This window comes from Bacillus sp. EB106-04-02-XG92, assembly GCF_058791995.1.
Genome location: NZ_JBYTEA010000027.1, coordinates 1 through 14,795, shown reverse-complemented (window position 1 = coordinate 14,795; position 14,795 = coordinate 1). Strand labels below are relative to the sequence as shown.

At 36.9% G+C, this 14,795-nt stretch carries 16 protein-coding genes, 1 tRNA gene, 1 other RNA gene and 1 other annotated feature; of the genes, 4 read left to right on the top strand and 14 right to left on the bottom strand.

The window, feature by feature from the left end; genetic code table 11:
• Nucleotides 1-195 precede the first annotated feature (195 nt).
• From AC3WVA_RS29045 to tadA, 7 genes are all read right to left on the bottom strand, one after another.
• Nucleotides 196-465: a pro-sigmaK processing inhibitor BofA family protein gene (locus AC3WVA_RS29045; RefSeq protein WP_071758074.1), complete on the bottom strand. Its 270-nt coding sequence runs from the start codon at nucleotides 463-465 to the stop codon at nucleotides 196-198.
• 206 nt (nucleotides 466-671) lie between these two features.
• Nucleotides 672-893: a YaaL family protein gene (locus tag AC3WVA_RS29040; protein ID WP_000466020.1), complete on the bottom strand. Its 222-nt coding sequence runs from the start codon at nucleotides 891-893 to the stop codon at nucleotides 672-674.
• Between the two features lie 14 nt (nucleotides 894-907).
• Nucleotides 908-1,504 (bottom strand): recombination protein RecR, encoded by a 597-nt coding sequence (recR, locus tag AC3WVA_RS29035; protein WP_000559169.1) that lies wholly within the window; start codon nucleotides 1,502-1,504, stop codon nucleotides 908-910.
• 14 nt (nucleotides 1,505-1,518) lie between these two features.
• Complete coding sequence (locus tag AC3WVA_RS29030; protein ID WP_170930109.1) at nucleotides 1,519-1,845, bottom strand: YbaB/EbfC family nucleoid-associated protein; 327 nt, start codon at nucleotides 1,843-1,845, stop codon at nucleotides 1,519-1,521.
• 25 nt (nucleotides 1,846-1,870) lie between these two features.
• Nucleotides 1,871-3,559 (bottom strand): DNA polymerase III subunit gamma/tau, encoded by a 1,689-nt coding sequence (gene dnaX, locus AC3WVA_RS29025; RefSeq protein ID WP_048528479.1) that lies wholly within the window; start codon nucleotides 3,557-3,559, stop codon nucleotides 1,871-1,873.
• 132 nt (nucleotides 3,560-3,691) lie between these two features.
• Nucleotides 3,692-3,956, bottom strand: an RNA gene (gene ffs, locus AC3WVA_RS29020) — signal recognition particle sRNA large type.
• 79 nt (nucleotides 3,957-4,035) lie between these two features.
• The gene (tadA, locus tag AC3WVA_RS29015; protein ID WP_098521431.1) at nucleotides 4,036-4,536 is read right to left on the bottom strand and encodes a tRNA adenosine(34) deaminase TadA; all 501 of its coding nucleotides are present in this window, start codon (nucleotides 4,534-4,536) and stop codon (nucleotides 4,036-4,038) included.
• 107 nt (nucleotides 4,537-4,643) lie between these two features.
• Between tadA and AC3WVA_RS29010 the strand changes: the two genes are divergently transcribed.
• From AC3WVA_RS29010 to AC3WVA_RS29000, 3 genes are all read left to right on the top strand, one after another.
• Entirely contained in the window at nucleotides 4,644-5,183 is a 540-nt protein-coding gene (locus tag AC3WVA_RS29010; RefSeq protein WP_048528482.1) for a cysteine hydrolase family protein, read from the top strand.
• 125 nt (nucleotides 5,184-5,308) lie between these two features.
• The gene (locus AC3WVA_RS29005) at nucleotides 5,309-5,944 is read left to right on the top strand and encodes a deoxynucleoside kinase (protein ID WP_429604498.1); all 636 of its coding nucleotides are present in this window, start codon (nucleotides 5,309-5,311) and stop codon (nucleotides 5,942-5,944) included.
• Nucleotides 5,945-5,946: 2 nt separating this feature from the next.
• Entirely contained in the window at nucleotides 5,947-6,615 is a 669-nt protein-coding gene (locus tag AC3WVA_RS29000; protein WP_001053585.1) for a deoxynucleoside kinase, read from the top strand.
• A gap of 35 nt (nucleotides 6,616-6,650) precedes the next feature.
• On the opposite strand, the gene AC3WVA_RS28995 is transcribed toward AC3WVA_RS29000, so the two are convergent.
• The 7 genes from AC3WVA_RS28995 to guaB form a co-directional block, all read right to left on the bottom strand.
• Nucleotides 6,651-7,043, bottom strand: a complete 393-nt coding sequence (locus AC3WVA_RS28995; RefSeq protein WP_000364200.1) for a sigma factor-like helix-turn-helix DNA-binding protein — start codon at nucleotides 7,041-7,043, stop codon at nucleotides 6,651-6,653.
• Nucleotides 7,044-7,209: 166 nt separating this feature from the next.
• A tRNA-Ser gene (locus AC3WVA_RS28990) sits at nucleotides 7,210-7,302 on the bottom strand.
• A 156-nt stretch (nucleotides 7,303-7,458) separates the two neighbouring features.
• On the bottom strand, nucleotides 7,459-8,733 hold the full coding sequence (serS, locus tag AC3WVA_RS28985; protein ID WP_000884180.1) for a serine--tRNA ligase: 1,275 nt from the start codon (nucleotides 8,731-8,733) through the stop codon (nucleotides 7,459-7,461).
• Between the two features lie 51 nt (nucleotides 8,734-8,784).
• Nucleotides 8,785-9,006 (bottom strand) — a binding site (T-box leader).
• Between the two features lie 54 nt (nucleotides 9,007-9,060).
• Nucleotides 9,061-9,651, bottom strand: a complete 591-nt coding sequence (gene pdxT / locus AC3WVA_RS28980) for a pyridoxal 5'-phosphate synthase glutaminase subunit PdxT (RefSeq protein WP_048528484.1) — start codon at nucleotides 9,649-9,651, stop codon at nucleotides 9,061-9,063.
• A gap of 18 nt (nucleotides 9,652-9,669) precedes the next feature.
• Complete coding sequence (gene pdxS, locus AC3WVA_RS28975; RefSeq protein WP_000186156.1) at nucleotides 9,670-10,557, bottom strand: pyridoxal 5'-phosphate synthase lyase subunit PdxS; 888 nt, start codon at nucleotides 10,555-10,557, stop codon at nucleotides 9,670-9,672.
• 161 nt (nucleotides 10,558-10,718) lie between these two features.
• A complete protein-coding gene (gene dacA, locus AC3WVA_RS28970; RefSeq protein WP_128805816.1) occupies nucleotides 10,719-12,026 on the bottom strand; it encodes a D-alanyl-D-alanine carboxypeptidase DacA in 1,308 nt (435 codons plus the stop codon).
• A 113-nt stretch (nucleotides 12,027-12,139) separates the two neighbouring features.
• Nucleotides 12,140-13,603 carry an IMP dehydrogenase gene (guaB, locus tag AC3WVA_RS28965; protein WP_048528486.1) on the bottom strand — a complete coding sequence of 488 codons (1,464 nt, stop codon included), beginning with the start codon at nucleotides 13,601-13,603 and terminating at the stop codon, nucleotides 12,140-12,142.
• A gap of 115 nt (nucleotides 13,604-13,718) precedes the next feature.
• Here guaB and AC3WVA_RS28960 point away from each other — a divergent pair, with 115 nt between their 5' ends.
• Nucleotides 13,719-14,720, top strand: a complete 1,002-nt coding sequence (locus tag AC3WVA_RS28960) for a YaaC family protein (protein ID WP_048528487.1) — start codon at nucleotides 13,719-13,721, stop codon at nucleotides 14,718-14,720.
• Nucleotides 14,721-14,795 lie beyond the last annotated feature (75 nt).

The following is a 14,795-nucleotide window of genomic DNA, read 5'->3' as shown; positions in this document are numbered from 1 at the left end:
ATAAAAATTGACGTTTCACGTTGTTTGTTTCGTTTAGTTTTCAAAGTTCAACATCGCGTTTCAGCGACTTTTATAATTTAACATTTTGCATTAAATCTGTCAACAACTTTTTTCTTTCGTTCCTGACGACGCTTATTAATTTACCATATTAATCATTCGTTCGTCAACACTTTTAAAAAAAATGCCAAAATAAATTTATCTTGGCATGATATAAAGCTTAATAACCACTAATGCAGCAACACCAGGTAGACCTAATAAACTTGTGATTGTTGCGGTTCCCAAGTTTATTGGAATATGAAAGTCAAAATATGTCCCTATAACATTTACGATAAAAAGTAATGCTACTCCCAAAGTAACATGAAAAAGCGCTTTTCCTATAAAACGTAACGGTTTAGAAGAAACACCAAAAACAAGGAAAATAAAAACTAATGTAAGAATACCAACAATAATAATTGTAGAATTCATTTTTTCCTCCTTATGAATGACCTATACACACTTATTTGTATGGGACAAGAAGATAAAAAAGAACATGTATCATATAACTCCAGTCGTTTTGTCTTATTCACCTTTATTCGGTAACACTTTCTTCATAACAACCATTACTTGTTCTTTCCAAACAAAGTAAATACTAAAGATAAAATAAAAAGGTTCTGCTTTATCGGCAGAACCTTTTACCATTGTTCCATTTTTACAGGACGACGTTTTGCTTCTTTTAACAAGAAGAAATATTTCGCCTCTGCTATTTTTAAAGAACAAAGTACATCTTGAGATGGTTCAACGCTTTGTTCTACCATTCTCTTCTGACGTAACCACTCATTCTTTACCTTTTCTAATAGTACAATTAACTTATCATCATACTCTTTACGCAATTTACCCTTTTTTTGAAAGAACATTTTTGTTTCTCCTCTTATACTTCTCTACGACCTTCTAACGCTTTCGACAGTGTTACTTCATCTGCATATTCTAAATCTCCACCAACTGGCAGACCATGTGCAATACGAGTTACTTTAATACCTGTCGGCTTTAAGAGGCGGGATATATACATTGCTGTAGCTTCCCCTTCAATATTAGGGTTTGTTGCTAATATTACTTCTTGTACCGTTTCGTCGTGTAGTCGCTTTAAAAGTTGCGGGATATTAATGTCTTCTGGTCCAATTCCCTCCATTGGAGAAATAGCACCACGTAACACATGATATACACCTTGATACTCTTTCATTTTTTCCATTGCGATTACATCTTTCGGTTCCTGCACAACACAAACAACCGATTGATCTCGATGTGAATCGTTACAAATATAACAAGGGTCACGGTCAGTAATATGCCCGCATACAGAACAATATGCTAAGTCTCGCTTCGCATTTACAAGTGCTTTTGCAAAACCTAACACATCGTCTTCTTTCATATCTAATACGAAAAATGCCAATCGAACCGCTGTTTTCGGTCCGATTCCTGGCAATTTCATAAAGCTATCAATTAGTTTTGATATTGGTTCTGGATAATGCATATATCAATATCCTCCTAGAACATTCCACCCGGTAAGTTTAAGCCTTTTGTAAATTTACCCATTGTAGAGTTTGAAAGTTCATCAGCTTTTTTAAGTGCATCGTTCGTTGCAGCTAAAACTAAGTCTTGTAACATTTCGATATCTTCTGGATCTACAACTTCTTCTTTCACTTTCACTTCAAGAATTTGCTTATGACCATTTGCAATAACTGTGATCATACCGCCACCAGCTGTACCTTCAACTGTTTTTTCACCAAGTTCTTCTTGCGCTTTTGCCATATCCTTTTGCATTTTTTGCATTTGTTTCATCATGTTATTCATATTTCCCATTCCGCCACGCATCATAATTAATTCCTCCTAATTATTATTACTCTTTTATTTCAATAAGTTCTTGCCCTACTAATTTTACTGCCTCTTCTATAAGAGGATCCTCTTTTTTCTCTGGGCTTTCTTCAGAAGCTCCGCCTTCACGCTGTAAAAAATCTTCACGGATTTTACCCCATTCACTTTTTGGAATGGCAATCATATTTAATCTTTTACTTAGCAATTCAAATAAAGCCTGTTCCACTGTGTCCATAGCTTCTCGATTCTCGCTCGCCATTTTACAGTGAATCTCATATTGAAACGCTAAAACGTAAGTATCATCCGAAGCCGCTACCGGTTCGCTATTTTCTAATAAAACAGCAAACGCTACTTTGTTGTATGCTTTGAGCCTTCCTAACAACTCACCCCACACAGCTTTTAATTGTTCTAAATCTTGACGCTTCGCTTGCTTTAATACTTCATTTACGCGCCCGACAGGAATTTTCATACTACCTGTCCGTACTGGCTTTGGTGCTGCACGCGTCTCTCTTACTTCCTGCTGCACACCAGCCGGCACACCATTCTTTTTAACTTGTTCTAACTCTTTCTCCAATTGCTGCATCCTGTTCATAATCGCTTGTAAACGATCTGCACCGTTTGCTTGCATCATAAACTGTTGACACAGTTGGACCATAACAACTTCTAAGAAAATTCGCGGGTGATTTGTCCACTTCATTTCCTGTTGTCCCTTACTAAGGGTATGAATGATTTCATAGATTACTTCCGGTTGCATTTCTTCACTTAACATACGGAATTGCTCATCTACCATCACTCGTTCCAACATATGTTCCAGTTGTGGTGAAGTTTGATATAAAAGCATATCGCGATAATAGTAAATGAAATCTTCCATAAAGCGAACTGGATCTTTCCCTTTAGCCATCATCTCATCTATAATACGCAATGCTCTTGATACATCATTTTCACGTATACATTCTACTAAGTTACCTAAGTATTGCTGAGAAACAGAACCTGTTACAGCTAATACATCTTCTGTCGTAACTGTTTCATCACTATAAGATATTGCCTGATCAATAAGACTAAGTGCATCACGCATACCACCTTCAGCAGCACGTGCGACAATTTGTAACGCCTCATCTTCTACTTTCGTACCTTCATTAGTCACAACCGTCGATAATCTCTCAACAATATCATTTACTGATATCTTTCGAAATTCGAAACGTTGGCAACGCGAAATAATCGTAGGTGGTATCTTATGTGGTTCTGTTGTCGCCAAAATAAAGATGACATGTCCTGGCGGCTCTTCTAACGTTTTTAAAAGCGCATTGAAGGCACCCATAGAAAGCATGTGAACCTCATCAATAATGTATACTTTATATTCTACAGCACTTGGAGCATATTTTACTTTATCTCTAATATCTCGAATTTCATCTACACCGTTATTTGAAGCCGCATCAATTTCTAATACATCCGAAATTGATCCTTGTGTAATCCCCAAACAAGAGGGACATTCATTACAAGGTTCAGCTACCGGAGCATGTTCACAGTTGATTGCTTTTGCAAATACTTTTGCAATGGTCGTTTTTCCTGTTCCCCTCGGCCCAGAAAATAAATAAGCATGTGAAACTTTCTCTTGAAGAAGGGCATTTTGCAACGTTTTTGTCACGTGCTTTTGACCGACTACATCTTCAAATTTTTGCGGTCTCCATGTTCGGTATAACGCTTGGTATGACACGAAAATACGGCCTCCCTCAAAGGTTATTATCTCATTTATTATAACCCATTCTGTTTATAGATTCCAAAAGTTATTTTCCATACAAAAAACCCACCTTAGTATTAAGGTGAGTTTTGTATACATATATAACTGCCGTGCACCTTCTGTCGATTACGTACCATAAGCGTTACTTAAGCAGTTAGCTCGGTTCAGGCACTCCTGCGGCACACGAGAAGACCCGCTTATTGCTGCTTCCTTCCGGACCTGACAAGGTTCACGGGGTCCCGTTGCGCAGGACCCAAACGTCAACACCACTTACTTAAGGCAGACCTTACAGCAACATAACCTCGAGAAGGGATTCGGCCTCGCTAGAGCGGATTGCGAGTATAGGGCACCGCTACCTCCCCGCTTAGCACGGCAAAGTTAAAACCAATATTCGGTTGCCTTCATTAAAGGCACTATCAGTATAACTTGTTTTTTTATAAAATGCAAATACGTTAATTCTCTTTGCTTTTCTCTAATTTCTTGATCTCTTTTCTTTTTTTACGAAGCTCTCTAAAAAAGTTTGTTAACAAAGTACCGCACTCCTCTTCTAATACACCAGCCGCTACTTCACATTGATGATTAAAGCGTTCATCTGTTAATAGATTCATCAATGTCCCCGCACATCCACCTTTCGGATCACTTGCACCATATACAACTCGCTTCACTCGTGATAAAACAATTCCCCCCGCACACATCGGACAAGGTTCTAATGTTACATATAATGTCGCATCTTCTAAACGCCATGTCCCTAATTTTTTGCACGCCTCATCAATAGCTAACAACTCAGCGTGAGCTATTGATCTTTGCTCAGTTTCCCTTAAATTATGAGCAACACTAACTACTTCACCATCCAACACTATAACTGCACCAATTGGTACCTCTTGTATTGCCTCTGCTTTTTTAGCCTCTTCTATTGCTAACTGCATAAAATAAATATCCTGATCGTGTTCCATAACATAGTCCTTTCATTACAAATAAAATATACTTTTTTCCATTTACTACACATGGGATAACTTTTACAAATTCAATCCACCCTAAGAAAAAAGAGAGGGGATTACATATGAAAAACACTGCCTTACTCATTATCGATATGATTAATGATTTTCAATTTTCACACGGACCTATCCTAGCTAAAAAATGCGAAATTATAACAACTCCTATTTTACAATTAAAGAAAACAATGAAATCCTTCGGCTACCCCATCATTTATATTAATGACCATTATCAACTTTGGAGATCTGATATTGACCAACTAATTACTCATTGTACAAATGAGTATAGTAAAAATATCATTCATAAGATTGCTCCAAATTCTGATGATTATATTTTCATTAAACCACATTACTCTGCTTTTTATGAAACACCTTTAAATTCTTTATTAGGCTATTTAAAAATAGAAAATCTCATATTAACAGGAGTCGCCGGAAATATATGTATCCTCTTTACAGCTAACGATGCTCATATGAGAAATTATACACTGTATGTACCACAGGACTGTATTGCATCTAATCATGATCAGGATAACTTACATGCTTTAAAAATAATGAAAGCCACATTAAAAGCAAATATAGGACCATCATCTCAAATAAAATTTAATTAATACATATATCTATTTTCTAACTTTTTATAGCAAATTAACCCGCTCGCTTCCCTCTTGTGCTACAATAATTCTGTTTTGTGTTTTTAGTAGTCACGGTAAATCACTGATTGAAAGGAGGAAACAGCGTGACCGGAGTACCATTTATCACGGTTGAAGGACCAATTGGTGTTGGAAAGACTTCACTTGCGAAGGAAATTTCAACTCACATGCAACTCCACTTATTGAAAGAGATTGTTGATGAAAACCCCTTTTTAGGAAAGTTCTATGAAGACATCGACGAATGGAGTTTTCAAACAGAGATGTTCTTTCTTTGTAATAGATACAAACAATTAGAAGATATTAACATAAAGTATTTGAATCAAAGGAAGCCAGTAGTAGCAGATTATCATATATTTAAAAATGTAATTTTCGCATCCCGTACATTAAAAGATTCTCAATATGACAAGTACATGCAAATCTACCGTATCCTTACACAAGATATGCCAGTACCAAATGTTATCGTGTATTTAACAGCTAGCCTAGAAACATTACAAAAGCGAATTGCAATGCGCGGAAGAGAATTCGAAAAAAATATGGATCCAAATTACTTACTACAGCTCACAAAAGATTACGAAACAGCTATGGATGCTTTTAAAAAGGACCATCCAAATATCCCAGTATTAAAATTTAACGGAGACGATATGGATTTTATAAAAAATCCTGACGATTTAAACGTCATCCTATCTGCCCTTCAAAATACTCTCTTAAAGGAGTCGAAATAATAATGAATTTAAGGCAAAAATATGACATACCAAATGACGCAGTAATCACTATCGCCGGAACAGTAGGTGTTGGTAAATCTACTATGACAACTGCATTAGCTAACGCTTTAGGTTATCGTACATCATTTGAAAAAGTAGATTCGAATCCATATTTGGACAAGTTCTATGCTGATTTCACACGCTGGAGCTTCCACTTGCAAGTATACTTTTTAGCAGAACGATTTAAAGAACAAAAAAGAATTTTTGAATACGGTGGCGGTTTTGTCCAAGATCGCTCTATCTATGAAGATACTGGCATTTTTGCAAAAATGCACCACGAAAAAGGAACAATGACAGAAACGGATTACGAAACATACAAAGGTTTATTTGACGCTATGGTCATGACTCCTTACTTCCCTCATCCAGATTTACTAATTTACTTAGAAGGTTCTTTTGATGATATCGTTGATCGTATACAAGAACGTGGACGTCCAATGGAACAGCAAACACCAATTGAGTATTGGAAAGAAATGCATGGGCGTTACGAAAACTGGATTAATAACTTTAATTCATGTCCTGTTTTACGATTAAATATTAATGAATACGATATTTTGAAAGATGGCGATTCCATTGAACCAATCATTAAAAAAATTGGCCATTTTTTAAAACAAACACGTAAACTTGTAAAATAAAAAACCCGTGCATATGCACGGGTTTTTCTATTAAATTACTTCTTCTTTGTTGGAGCAATAATTTCACTCTCAGGTTTTCCAGCGTTAATACGCTGACGAACAGTACTTGTACTAATATCGTATGCTTCAGCAATCTCTTTAACAGTCATTTCTTTTCCGTTAATTACTGCTGTTAATACTTTACCTGTACGTTTTGGAGCTGCTTCTTTCTTTACAGCTTCCTTTTTAACTTTTTTTGGTGCCTCTACTTTTGTCGCAGTTTGCTTTACATCACAAGTGCAACCACAAAGTTTACGGAATGTATCATCGCTAATAATGCGTGATACATTTGCACCACTGTTTAAAATTCTATTGTTCTTACAGACAGGACATTGTACATAATATAAAGTTTTTCCATCTAAAGGAAACGTTTGTATAATAAGATCCATGTTGACTCCTTTCATATCTATGAAGATAATCATCGGAATATGAGTGTGTAATAAGGACGAAATCGCCTTACACCATACTTTATGATTGGTTTTAAAATAAAAACTCGTTACGTGTTGGTAACGAGTTCTCCAATCTCCACTTATATGCGCTGTTGTCAATTACATCTGGAGGAGGTAGAGGGATTCGAACCCCCGCGCGACTCTCGCCGCCTGTCGGTTTTCAAGACCGATCCCTTCAGCCAGACTTGGGTATACCTCCATATTGACATCAAATATAATATCAAAAGAAAAACAGTTAGTCAACCCTACTAAAATAAATTATGAGGAAAGGAAAATTTTACTTTTCCTCTCCTACATTATAGTACTGACAACGCTCATAATTACCAATCACTCATACCGATGAATGTTTATAAATTTACTTAATAACTGTTTTTCCTCCCATATAAGGGCGAAGAACTTCTGGAATTATAATTGTACCATCTTCTTGTTGGTAGTTCTCTAAAATAGCTGCCACCGTACGTCCAATTGCAAGACCAGATCCATTTAATGTATGAACATGTTCTGGTTTACCGTTTGGCTCACGACGGAAACGGATATTTGCACGTCTCGCTTGGAAAGCTTCAAAATTACTACAAGAAGAAATTTCACGATATGTGCCATAGCTTGGAATCCATACTTCGATATCGTATTTCTTCGCTGCTGTAAATCCTAAATCGCCTGTGCACATGCTCATAACGCGATATGGCAACTCTAATAATTGTAACACGCGTTCTGCATCATTTGTTAGTTTTTCTAACTCTTCATAAGAATCTTCTGGTTTTACGAACTTTACAAGCTCTACTTTATTGAATTGATGCTGACGAATTAAACCACGTGTATCGCGTCCAGCTGAACCTGCTTCAGAACGGAAACAAGAGCTAAATGCAGCATATCTTATAGGCAATTGATCTTTATTTAAGATTTCATCACGGTGCATATTTGTTACAGGTACTTCAGCTGTTGGAATTAAGAAGTAATCCTCACTTTCAATACGGAATGCATCTTCTTCAAATTTCGGAAGTTGTCCTGTTCCTGTCATACTTGCACGGTTTACCATATACGGAGGTAATACTTCTTCATATCCATGCTCATCAGTATGAAGATCAAGCATAAAGCTAATTAAAGCACGCTCTAATCTTGCGCCAGCACCTTTGTAGAATACGAAGCGGCTTCCTGTTACTTTCCCAGCACGCTCAAAGTCTAGAATTCCTAAATCTGTAGCAAGATCCCAATGTGGTTTTGGTTCAAAAGCAAATTCTTTCACTTCTCCCCAAGTACGTGCTACTACATTATCATCCTCTGTTTCCCCAACTGGAGCAGATTCATGAGGAATATTTGGAATAGATAACATTAATCTTTCTAAATCTTCTTCAACTGTGCGAAGTTCATTATCAAGATCTTTTACTTTTTCTCCAACTTCACGCATTTCTAGAATTAGAGCTTCTGCATCTTTCTTTTCGCGCTTCAATACAGAGATTTGTTGAGATACTTCGTTACGTTTACTTTTTAGTTCCTCTGTTTGAACAAGTAGTTCTCTTCTTCTCGTATCCAACTCTTCAAAGCGACCAAAATCAGTTAAATCTTCGCCTCTATGCTGTAACTTTGCTTTTACTTCTTCAAAATTTGTACGTAAAAATTTAATATCAAGCATTATATACTCCTCCTTTTATTTTATAAAACACAAAAAACTCCCGTCCCTATATAAAGGGACGGGAGTTAACCCGCGTTGCCACCCTAGTTGAAAGCATTGCCGCCTTCCTCTCAAGTAGAAATAACGGCTCTTCACCGGAAATGTTTACTAATCATAAAGATATTCCACATTCCATTCCAGGATGGATTCACAAACTGTTTCTATCGATTTCCACCAACCATCGACTCTCTATAAGAAACGGCATTTGTTACTACTTCCTATCAACACGCTTATTTTATAAAATTGTTACCATCAATTTACTATAATCTTATACAAGTTGCAAGTTACTTATACAACTTTTTTCATTTTCGCTTCTTTTACCATTTCTACAAAGTATGCCGTTACACGATGATCATCCGTTAATTCCGGATGGAATGAAGCAGCTAAAAACTGATTTTGTTTTACCGCTACCATTCGGTCACCATGTGTAGAAAGTACTTCAACATCATCTGCCACATTTACAACATACGGGGCACGAATAAATACGCCAACAAAATCTTCTCCTACACCTTTAATAGAAAGTGCAGCTTCAAAGCTATCTTTTTGTCGTCCAAACGCATTGCGCTCAACTGTAATATCCATAGCACCAATATGTGCTTCTTCATAGCCAATAAGTGTTTTTGCAAGAAGAATCATTCCTGCACATGTACCAAACATTGGTTTACCAGACTTCGCAAATGTACGAAGTGGTTCCATGAAAGCATACTTATCAATAAGACGGCGCATAGTTGTACTTTCACCGCCTGGTAAAATAAGACCATCAATTTCTTCAAGTTGTTCTATACGCTTTACAACAACAGCTTCTGCACCACTTGCTTCAACTGATTTCACATGCTCACGAACTGCACCTTGAAGACCTAGTACACCGATTTTCACCATTTTAAAGTTCTCCTTCAATTACCATCCACGCTCTTGCATGCGTTGTTCTGGTAATAACGTTGAAATTTCGATACCTTTCATCGCATTACCTAATCCTTTAGAAAGGCTTGCAATTAGTTCGTAATCCTCATAATGAGTTGTCGCTTCAACGATTGCACGTGCAAATTTCGCTGGATTCTCTGATTTGAAGATACCAGATCCTACAAATACACCATCCGCACCAAGTTGCATCATTAACGCTGCATCTGCTGGTGTTGCTACACCACCTGCTGCGAAGTTTACAACTGGTAAACGACCAAGGCGTTTAATTTCAAGTAGTACTTCATAAGGAGCACCAGTATTTTTTGCATATGTCATTAACTCATCTTCACGTAGACTTGCAACTTGACGGATTTCTGCATTGACTTGGCGCATATGACGCACTGCCTCTACAATGTTTCCTGTTCCTGGTTCACCTTTTGTACGAAGCATAGATGCACCCTCTGCAATACGACGTGCTGCTTCTCCAATATCACGGCAACCACATACAAACGGAACTGTGTAATCACGTTTATTTAAATGGTATACTTCATCAGCAGGAGTTAATACTTCACTCTCATCGATATAGTCTACCCCTAATGATTCTAATACACGTGCTTCTACAAGGTGACCGATACGGCACTTTGCCATAACCGGAATTGACACTGCACCCATAACTTCTTCAACGATTGTTGGGTCTGCCATACGAGAAACGCCACCTGCTGCACGAATATCTGCTGGTACGCGCTCTAATGCCATAACAGCAACTGCGCCTGCCTCTTCTGCAATTTTTGCTTGTTCAGCGTTAATTACGTCCATAATTACGCCGCCTTTTTGCATTTCTGCCATTCCACGTTTTACACGTTCTGTCCCTGTTACATTTGTCATGTTACAAAAACCCCCCTAGGTGAATTGCTTTTCCCCGTTAAAGGCGAAAATTAAGAATACTCTTACATTCTACCACTAACTATCAGATGCTTGTCTACTACTTTTTCATAAAGTCGGTATGAAAAATAGGAATAAGAAAAAGCCCCTACAATGAGGAGCTTTTAAAACCAACCTTTTACTGTATCAACAGCACTATTCCATATACCACTAAAGAAAGAACCGATTCCGCGCATAGAACGAGTAAACCAATTTGCTTCTTCTACTGCAGATGTTGTTACAAGGTCTATTTGTAATGACTTACCAGATAAAAATCCAGGATCATTCGCATCTTTTGGTGTAATTACCATTTGGCCAAGTGCAGCTCCTTTTTTAATAGGTGCTTCTTGTCCTTTACTTGCTTCTTTTAATTCTGTTTTATAAACATCTTTACTTCCTTTTGGCACTGGAAGCGAAACAGCTCGTTTTGTTTGAACTGCTACATCTTTATCTTTAGCATTTTCTACTCGAACCGTTTCTTGCCCTTTTACTGAAGAACCTTTTTTATACATTTGCTTCATTTCAAAGTTAGCAAATCCATAATCATATAGCTTCTTTGTTTCATCAAAACGTGCTGTATGAGAACTTGTTTTAATAACTACAGAAATAAAGCGCATACCGTTTCTTTCAACCGTACCGGTGAAGCAATCTCCTGCTTCTGGAGTTGAGCCTGTTTTCAGGCCATCTACGCCATCATATTCTTTAACTAAGCCCTTTAACATCCAGTTCCAGTTCGACATTGCAAACTTCTCTTTTTCTGGACGAAATTCTTTTTTCGGGATTTTTGCTGTATCTAACACTTTTGGATAATCTTTAATTAAATGTTGTGCTAAAGTCGCAACATCCTTTGCAGACATTTTATTTTCTTCATCCGCTGTTGTTCCTTCAGGATGCATTCCCTTTAAATCTTTATTCGTTAAACCTGTAGAATTGACAAATTTATAATTTTTCAACCCTAGTTCTTTCGATTTATCATTCATCATTTTTACGAAGTCTACTTCTTTACCTGCAATTGCTTCTGCTAATGCAATTGTTGCACCATTCGCAGAAAAGATTGCCATTGCCTCGTATAGCTCTTTCACTGTATAAGAGCCGCCATTTTCTAATGCAACATTTGATAATGAAGCATCTTGTGAAACCTTATACGCATATTCAGAAACCTTAATTTTTTGATCCCACTTAAGTTTTCCTTTATCCACTGCTTCATGAACTAAATATTCACTCATCATCTTTGTCATACTAGCGATTGATAATAATTCATCCGCATTCTTTTGATATAAAATTTTCCCAGAATTCGCTTCAACTAAAATTGCTGCACCTGCTTCAATGTTTAAAGCAGATCCTGTTTCTGCTGATGCATTGCTGTATGGTAACAACATACTACAAGCTAGTGTAAGCATTGTTACTAGCGCAATGAATCTTTTGCAAAACATACCTTTCACTTTTGCTACCCCCAATATCTATGTACTCACATAACCGTTATTCTAACATAATCAAAAAAAAATAGACAGAGATATCAAATCTCCGTCTATTTGTATATAAGACATTATAATGAGTAGTTTGGAGCCTCTTTTGTAATTTGTACGTGATGAGGATGGCTTTCACGTAAACCAGCACCTGACATACGAATGAATTGTGCATTCTCGCGTAAGAATTCTAAATCTTGCGCTCCGCAATATCCCATACCCGCACGTAATCCACCAACTAATTGGTGAACTGTATCTGCTAAAGGTCCTTTATATGGTACTCGTCCTTCGATACCTTCTGGAACAAGTTTTTTATTTCCTTCTTGGAAGTAACGATCTTTACTTCCTTTTTCCATCGCTCCGACAGAACCCATACCACGGTATACTTTAAATTGACGACCTTGGTAAATTTCAGTTTCACCAGGACTTTCAGCAACACCAGCAAACATACTACCTAACATAACAACGTGTGCTCCTGCTGCTAAAGCTTTAACCATGTCACCAGAATACTTAACACCACCGTCAGCAATAACTGGAATGCCGTGTTTACGAGCTTCTGTTGCACAATCATAAACCGCTGTTAATTGTGGTACACCAACGCCAGCTACAACACGTGTTGTACAAATAGAACCTGGTCCAATACCAACTTTAACTACGTTTGCACCAGCTTCAATTAATGCCTTTGTTGCTTCAGCAGTAGCAACATTTCCAGCAATAATATTTAGTGAAGGATACTTTGCACGAACTTCTTTTACTTTATCAATAACACCTTGAGAATGTCCGTGAGCTGTATCAAGTACGATTGCATCTACGCTAGCTTTTACTAATGCGTCGATACGAGTCATAGCATCAGCCGTTACACCAACTGCTGCTCCAACTAATAAACGTCCTTGCTTATCCTTTGCGGAATTTGGGAATTCAATTACCTTTTCAATATCTTTGATTGTAATAAGCCCTTGTAATACACCGTTGTTATCAACAAGAGGGAGTTTTTCAATTTTATACTTTTGTAGGATCTTTTCAGCTTCTTCTAGCGTTGTACCAACTGGAGCTGTAATTAGCTGTTCTTTTGTCATTACGTCGGAAATTTTGATTGAGTAGTCTTGGATAAAACGCATATCACGGTTTGTAATAATACCGACTAATTTTCGCTCGTCTAAATTATTTACAACCGGTACACCTGAGATACGGTATTTTCCCATAAGATGCTCTGCATCATACACTTGATGTTCTGGAGTTAAAAAGAATGGATCTGAAATAACGCCACTTTCAGAACGTTTTACTTTATCAACTTGCTCGGCTTGTTGTTCAATAGACATGTTTTTATGAATAATTCCTAAACCGCCTTGACGAGCCATTGCAATAGCCATATCCGCTTCTGTTACTGTATCCATTCCTGCACTAATTAACGGGATGTTTAACTGTAAGCTTTCAGATAAAACTGTTTTAACACTTACTTCTCTTGGTAGTACATCTGACTTTGCTGGTACAAGTAATACGTCATCAAAAGTCAAACCTTCTTTAACAAATTTAGATTCCCACATAATTGTTCCCCCTATGATACCAGAAATTATTATTAGTAGCTTATCAATTGGTTAAAATACTGTCAAGGACGTATATATATGTTAGAATTTTTAGACAATAAAAGGAGCGTAATATATGCATCAATCACATTGTACTTGGCAGCAATTAAGTTTCTTCTTTTCATCTCAAAATGTACAACGTTATCTTGCCCGTTGTTATGAAAAATCCTCCATAAAAGATGCTGAAAAAAAAAGTTTTGAAAACTGTTATCCCTTTATTTATTACTTAGAACACGGGAAAAACTATTATGAATTATATAAGGTAGCCCCCTTTTCAATTCAGCCAATGTTATTGTTTTATGGAATGAGCCAACTTTTTAAAGCCTGCTTACTAACTATTGATCCTAACTATCCCGAATCCACTACTGTTTTAGCTCATGGTGTTACGACACGTAAACGAAAAAAACAAGGATATCAATTTTTAGAAGATGAGGTGAAGGTACAAAAAAATGGATTATTTACTCATGTTGCAGAACAGCTGTTTCACATGAAACACTTGGAAGCAGAGAAGTTTAACATGCTAGATTTAATGGGGAATATTCCTGAATTACAAAACCTATTTCGCTATAGTCAACGAGGTGCTACTTTATATAAAATCGATTCAGTAAATACAAATGAACTTTCCTTTTCTGTCAGCATACTAGATCGCCTTCATATGACTACAGAAAGATTTTCACGTTACATTGAATCAACTTGTAAGCATTTATCCATGCAACATGTTCCTGGGAAAATGAGCGAATCAAATTTGCTTTTTACAGCTCCTATTCAATCGTGGAATCCTGTATATAGCACGCCATTATACTACGATTATCTTGCTAATACTTATTACTTACCACTTACAACTGACCCTAGAAACCCTAAACCTGTATTACCTGAACTTCTTGTTCATTATTTATTGCTCTACAATTTAAGTATGATTTCTAGATACGAAACAGATTGGTGGTATGATTTACTTGGAAGTTATAGTTCTGAAGATTACCCATTTATTTATCAATTCCTTACTATTTCTGCTCAAAAAATCCCTTACTACATTTCAGCCTTTTTACTTGCAGAATCGAACCTATTCCATGGGAAATAAAAAAACACAAGTCAAAAGACTTGTGTTTTTAGTTGCTTGGCGACGTCCTACTCTCACAGGGACAAGGTCCCAACT